The sequence below is a fragment of the Flavobacterium sp. TC780 genome (genome assembly GCF_056783245.1).
This window is the reverse complement of sequence record NZ_JBXBAV010000025.1, coordinates 1-5458: the sequence shown is the minus strand read 5'-3', so window position 1 is coordinate 5458 and position 5458 is coordinate 1. Positions and strand designations below refer to the sequence as shown.

At 35.2% G+C, this 5458-nt stretch carries 3 protein-coding genes and 2 pseudogenes; 1 reads left to right on the top strand and 4 read right to left on the bottom strand.

Annotation, left to right across the window (positions count from 1 at the left end; genetic code table 11):
- Positions 1-185: 185 nt before the first annotated feature.
- The 4 genes and pseudogenes from AC1RYN_RS02435 to AC1RYN_RS02420 all read right to left on the bottom strand — a co-directional run bounded on the left by AC1RYN_RS02435 (position 186) and on the right by AC1RYN_RS02420 (position 2859).
- Positions 186-680, bottom strand: coding sequence for a porin (locus AC1RYN_RS02435; protein ID WP_481805693.1), 495 nt, complete (start codon positions 678-680; stop codon positions 186-188).
- Positions 619-849 carry a hypothetical protein gene (locus tag AC1RYN_RS02430; RefSeq protein WP_481805692.1) on the bottom strand — a complete coding sequence of 77 codons (231 nt, stop codon included), beginning with the start codon at positions 847-849 and terminating at the stop codon, positions 619-621. Before AC1RYN_RS02430 ends, AC1RYN_RS02435 begins: the two co-directional genes overlap by 62 nt.
- Before the next feature lie 169 nt (positions 850-1018).
- A pseudogene (locus AC1RYN_RS02425) lies at positions 1019-2103 on the bottom strand (sensor histidine kinase).
- 73 nt (positions 2104-2176) lie between these two features.
- Positions 2177-2859, bottom strand: a pseudogene (locus AC1RYN_RS02420) (response regulator transcription factor).
- A 232-nt stretch (positions 2860-3091) separates the two neighbouring features.
- On the opposite strand from AC1RYN_RS02420, the gene AC1RYN_RS02415 reads away from it, so the two are divergent.
- Positions 3092-5212 carry a TonB-dependent receptor gene (locus AC1RYN_RS02415; RefSeq protein ID WP_481805691.1) on the top strand — a complete coding sequence of 707 codons (2121 nt, stop codon included), beginning with the start codon at positions 3092-3094 and terminating at the stop codon, positions 5210-5212.
- The last annotated feature ends 246 nt before the right edge of the window (positions 5213-5458 follow it).

Here is a 5458-nt window from a genome sequence, read left to right as displayed (position 1 = left end):
TTCCCTGTATAAGCCTGAATTCCTGGCTCAATAATTTGACTTCCTACTACAAAAGGATAACTTACTCTAGCTACAACATTTAAATCTCTGTTACTATCTATTTATTTGCAATTTGACCGTTATAAACTCCAAAAGCAAAAACACCATAATCACCTGAACCTTTGTAGCCGTCTTTTACCAACATTTCAAAACGCTCTCTTATTTTGCTTGGTGCCCAATAAAAAAACACTCCATAAATCACGTTCATTCAATATCGCACTATTCATTGCATCGTTTCTATCCAAAGTAAGTCGAACAGAACTAGATTGCATATTCTCGAAACCATAAGGAATTTTACTTTGTCCTATACGAACACGATATTCTCTTTTAGGATCAAAAGAAATATCAAAAAATATATCTCTAATTTGAACGAAATTGTTAATTCCTGTACTTGGTGAACTTGCAAAATCTGGTTGAAAGTAAAAATATACATTAGGATGTACTTGCCCTGAAAATACTAATCGTGCACGTCTTATGAAAAATCCATTATTAGATTTTGCATTTGGCTCTGTAGAAGTTGTTCCCCAAGATCTATCACACTGCTCGCATGAAACTTTATCATTGGTAGACAACAATCCGTTATATCTTATTTGTGCATAACCTCTCAAAGAAATTTTTCGTACCAGTGCTCCTTTCTTCATCTTTAGGAGCAGGTTCCAACTTTGGTTCTGCGATCGTTGCAATTTCTTTTGCCTTATTAATAGAATCTAAAATACGAACTACCTCTTTCTTTATTTCTTCTTTGTTTATCTCTTGTGCATGAATTCCACTTGCCACTAAAGATAAAACTACAACTAAAAATTTTCTCATCTTATTTTTTTAACTCCTCGTTCAGAATGCAAAAATCACCCATCAAGGTTAACATAACGTTACCAAGATGTTATCATAATGAGAATTTAATATTAAGCGCTGACCGACAGTTTTAAATTGATGTTAAAAGGGGAGTATTATATACCGAATCAAAGTATTAAGATTACATTTATTTAACGTCAGAGTAAGTACTTTTATATGCCTTTTCTAAGGTAAACGAAAATTCAGAACCAATACCAAACTCACTTTCTACATAAACTTTCTCTTTATGAGCTTCGATAATATGTTTAACAATGGCGAGTCCTAATCCGGAACCCTCCTTCTCTAGAGCGAGCTCCACTTTTTATCTACTCTGTAAAAGCGTTCAAAAAGCCTTGGTATATTTTGTTTCTCCACTCCTTCTCCATTATCACTAATACGAATAAGTACTTTTTTCTTTGTTAGATTTACGACTCCTACTTCTGTTGTTCCGCCTTGTCTACCATATTTAATAGAATTTACAATCAGATTTTCTAGTATTTGCTGAATTCTATCTTTATCCCCTTTAACGAAAATAGGTTGCAGATATTTCTTCTCATAAGTTAATTTTATCTTCTTTTTATCGGCTTTCATTTCCAATAAATCAAAAACATTTTGAATAAGCTCTATGATATCAAAATTAGTAATTATCAAATTTAAATCTCCTGATTCTAATTTAGTAATCATATCTAAATCTTCGACAATATAAATTAATCGCTCTACTCCTTTTTCAGCTCGTTTAAGATATTTTTTTCGAATAGTCTTGTCTTCCATCGCTCCATCTAGTAATGTTGAAACATAACCCTGAACAGTAAATAATGGAGTCTTAAGCTCATGCGAAACGTTACCCAAAAACTCACGACGGTATTCTTCACGAATTTCCAGCATTTCGATTTCAAGCTTTTTATCGGTAGCAAATTTTTTGACTTCGCGCGAAAGCGTTTCCATATCCGTAGTTATCGGCTGGTTGATAAGCGTACTAGATTCTAGTAACGAAACCTCATCATAGATTTTCTTTACTCTTCTATAAATAAAACGCTCTACACGATATTGAATAACTACAAATGAGAATGCATATACTGATATGATAAAGACTAGACCAAATAGTAATAGGTTTTCTGATTTATTTTTGAAGAATAATAAAATCAAAAGCATTACAAATCCTGTAGCGAAGAGACTAATATATAGCGCTGACTTTACAGCAAACTTATAGGTTTTTTTAAAACTTATTTTCATTTAATTCATGGATAGCTTTTACAAAGATAATTCTCATTTCTTTGCATTATGCTTTTGGTTGGTAATCTTTATTTTAAACCTCGAATTTGTATCCTACTCCTTTGATGGTTTTAAATAAATCTTCTCCATTTTTTCTCTCAATTTTCGAATATGCACATCAATCGTTCTTCCACCTACAACTACTTCATTGCCCCAAACTTTATCAAGAATTTCATCACGCTTGAATACTTTTCCAGGTTTTGAAGCCAATAAATAAAACAATTCAAATTCTTTTCTAGGCAAAGCAATTTCAATATTATCTTTTACGATTTTATATTCTTCACGATTAATTTCGATACCACCTACATTTAATGTATCACTACTAACCTCTTGCTCTTTTAAGCGTCTCAACAATGCTTTTACCTTACTTACCAACAATTTTGGTTTAATAGGCTTAGTGATATAATCATCTGCTCCAGCATCAAAACCAGCAACCTGAGAATAATCTTCACTTCTTGCTGTTAAGAATGTAATGATAACATTATTTAATTCAGGGATTTTTCGAATATGCTCACAAGCTTCCATACCATCCATTTCGGCCATCATAACGTCCATTATTATAAGATCTGGCAATTCTTTTTGTGCTTTTGCAATTGCATCTTTTCCGTTAGAGGCAGTAATTATCTGATAGCCTTCCTGAGAAAGATTATATCCAACAATTTCTAAAATATCCGGTTCATCATCTACTAGTAAAATCTTAGTTTGTGTTTTTTTCATAAAATGGCAAAAATTGGGTTATCTCATTGATACTTATACTATATAACATTCAATGAATCTAGTTGCGAGTGTAAAGATAATAATAAATCGACTGTTAAAAAGTAGTGTTAACCGTAATTTAATCTCATAACAATTTCATAATATATTGGAGACAAAACAATAACAAGTAGCTAACATCAACTTTACACAGCCGTCCTTTATTTGCAAAAAAATAAACAAACAACAAACGAAAATGAAATTCAACTTAAAATTTCTATTTATTACATTATTTATTTGTGCTGTTTCTATGGCTCAGACCAAAGGTACAATTTCTGGGGTTTTAACCGACAAACAAAGTAATAATGAAGCACTTCCATTTGCAAACGTTCTTATTAAAGGAACTAACAACAGCGCAAATACTGATATCGATGGTAAATACTCGATAAACATAGCTCCTGGTAGCTACACAGTAATTTATAGTTTCTTGGGGTATGAAACTGTAGAAGCAATCGTAATTGTTAAAGCAAATGAAACTACAACTGTTAATCAAACATTATCTTCAGGAAGTTATACTCTTAAAGATGTAGTAGTGAAAGCATCGTCTGTAAGCAGACAAAAAGAAACCGCTCTATTATTAGATCAAAAAAACGCTGTAGACATTAAACAAACTATTGGCGCACAAGAATTATCAAGAAAAGGTGTTGGCGATGTAGCTGCTGCCGTAACAAAAACATCTGGAGTTTCAAAACAAGAAGGAAGCAACAACATTTATGTAAGAGGACTTGGTGACCGTTACAATTCTACTTCAATGAACGGATTACCAATTCCATCAAATGATCCTGAGAAAAAGAATATTTCACTGGATATTTTTTCTACCGACATCGTTGAATACATTTCGATTGACAAATCTTACAGTTCAAAAATGTATGGTGATTTTGCTGGAGGAAATGTAGATATTGTATCTAAAGATTACCGCGGAAAAGGAATGTTTGAAATCTCATTAGGATCGAAAGTTAATACAAATGCATTGCAAAATTCTGATAACTTTTTACTACAACAAGGTCCAAATAAATCAGGTTTTGTTTCTTACGGAGTTCCTCAAAATGCTTTGACAGGATATAATTTTGGAAATAGCTTAAACCCAGTAAAAGAAGCACCTATTGCAGGCAATTTTAGTGTTAAAGCAGGGAAAACATTTAACATTGGTGAAGAAGGAAAGCTTAGCCTTTTTGGAACTGCAAGTTTCAACAATGGTTACGAATATAGAGAAGGGTTAAGCCAAACTGTAAACGCTCAAGGAGTTGAACTAAAATCCTTCAATGAAGAAAAATATACATACAATACCAACTCTACAGGAATGTTTAATGCCAATTACCGCATTAACAAAAAACATAAAATTGGTTACAACTTCTTGTTCATCAATTCATCTGAACAAACCAGAGATAGTTATTTTGGTAGTGATAGAGATTTTGATAATGATGATGCTGATTTACTTGTTCAAAGGAGTACGTTTACACAAAATACTGTTTTTATCAATCAGCTTTTAGGTAACCATAAAATAAATGATAAAATTGATTTTGACTGGGGAGTTTCACACAACACTGTTAAAGGTGATATGCCAGACAGGACTCAAAACAAAATGTTTTTAGACCGTGCATCAGGTATTTATTCCATTGCTCAAACTACAATTACTGATAATCAAAGATACTACCAAAACCTAAAAGAAGATGAGACAGCAGCTAACCTTGCTTTTACTTACAAAATAGGCGATAAAGAAAGTGGAAACTCTAAAGGAAAGATAGTTGTTGGTTATAATGGTAAATTTAAAAAACGTGATTTTGAAGCTATTCAATTTAACTTTAACGTAAGCCAGGCTGGTCAAAATACAAATGTAATACCAAATAATTTAGATGCGTTTTTTAATCAGCAAAATTATAGCAATGGTACATTTGGAATTAGTGCTTTTGCAGGAATGACTCCTCAAACATATAGTGGTGATCAGGATATTCATGCTGGATTTGCTAGTATCGAATATAAATTGTCTGACAAACTAAGCTCTATTTTAGGTTTTAGGTATGAAAAAATATCTCAAATGGTTACTTGGAGAACACAGCTTGATGCAAGTGGAGGGAAAAACACATTTGACAAAAATGAATTTCTACCAAGTCTTATCTTAAAATATGAATTGAACGAAAAACAAAACGTTGGCAGGCAGGCAGGCAGGCAGGCAGGCAGGCAGGCAGGCAGGCAGGCAGGCAGACGGGGCAGCAGGAGGCTGAGGCGGAGGCGGAGGCTGAGGCAGGAGGCGGAGGCTGAGGCTGAGGTGGAGGCTGAGGCTGAGGCTGAGGCTGAGGCAGCAGGAGGCGGAGGCTGAGGCTGAGGCTGAGGCTGAGGCGGCAGAGTCTGGGCGGGGGCAGCAGCAGCACGGAGGCGAGGTTGGCCAGGGGAGGCCAGGAGGCAGGAGGAGGAGGAGGAGGAGGCAGGAGGCAGCAGGGGCGGCAAGGGAGGCGGAGGAGGAGGCAGGCAAACGACGAGGGAGGAGGAGGCGGAGGAGGACGACGAGGAGGAGGAGGAGGAGGAGGAGGAGGAGGCGGCGGCGGCGACGACGACGACGACGAAT

What these genes read in the sequence shown, in the direction of transcription:
- AC1RYN_RS02435 (WP_481805693.1), bottom strand. Translation starts at nt 680, where the DNA reads ATGAAGAAAGGAGCACTGGTACGAAAAATTTCTTTGAGAGGTTATGCA.
- AC1RYN_RS02430 (WP_481805692.1), bottom strand. Translation starts at nt 849, where the DNA reads ATGAGAAAATTTTTAGTTGTAGTTTTATCTTTAGTGGCAAGTGGAATT.
- AC1RYN_RS02415 (WP_481805691.1), top strand. Translation starts at nt 3,092, where the DNA reads ATGAAATTCAACTTAAAATTTCTATTTATTACATTATTTATTTGTGCT.